Origin of the sequence: Streptococcus oralis, from assembly GCF_001075675.1 — a bacterium.
GTDB classification, from domain to species: Bacteria; Bacillota; Bacilli; order Lactobacillales; family Streptococcaceae; genus Streptococcus; species Streptococcus oralis_V.
In genome coordinates this window covers 1-790 of sequence record NZ_JUNW01000029.1, presented here as the reverse complement: position 1 = coordinate 790, position 790 = coordinate 1, and the positions used below count along the sequence as shown (strand labels likewise).

Sequence of the window (790 nt, the reverse complement as noted above, 5' to 3'; positions counted from 1 at the left end):
CACTTCGAACTTACCAACATTTGGTACTTCTTTCACAGTTGTACCATTGTCAAATAGTGGTGTTGAATCAGCTGAGAATGGAACTGAGTCATGGCCTGGCGTGAAGGTCACTTTACCTTCTTGGACCTGTCCTTGCAGACCTTCTGTCTTATCACCTGAACCTGTTGGTGTTACTTTCGTAAATTCTGGACTGTAAGTCGCAGTAACTGGAGTGCCATTCTTATCCACACGTTTCACTGTAACTGGATCTGGATTCCCTACAAACTGCTTGTCTGGTGTGAAGGTTACAGTTCCGTCTGGTGCAATCGTGTAGGTTCCTTGGCCTGGAATATTCTTTTCCTTGCTTCCATCTTCAAAGGTTGGCTCAACCGCTTCATCGATTGGAACCAGTGGATCGCCACCTTGGAAGGTTGGAGTACCCGTTTGTGGAAGTCCTTGAGGACCTGTGCTCGTTGCGCCAGTTCCTGTTGGTGTCACTTTCGTAAATTCTGGACTATAGGTCGCAGTAACTGGAGTCCCATTCTTATCTACGCGTTTGACTGTGACTGGATCTGGGTTTCCGACAAACTGCTTGTCTGGTGTGAAGGTCACTGTACCATCTGGCGCAATCGTGTAGGTTCCTTGACCTGGAATAGTCTTCTCCTTGCTTCCATCTGCGAAAGTTGGCTCTACTGTTTCATCGATTGGAACCAGTGGATCACCACCTTGGAAAGTTGGGGCGCCTGTTTGAGGAACACCTTGAGGGCCTGTGCTGGTTGCGTTAGTGCTGGTTGGAACTACTTCTTTCACC

Annotated in this window: 1 pseudogene; it reads right to left on the bottom strand. The window is 48.1% G+C overall.

Features of this window, described 5'->3' with window-relative positions:
* Window positions 1–790 (bottom strand): annotated as a pseudogene (locus tag ADM50_RS03925) (YSIRK-type signal peptide-containing protein); the annotation flags it as partial.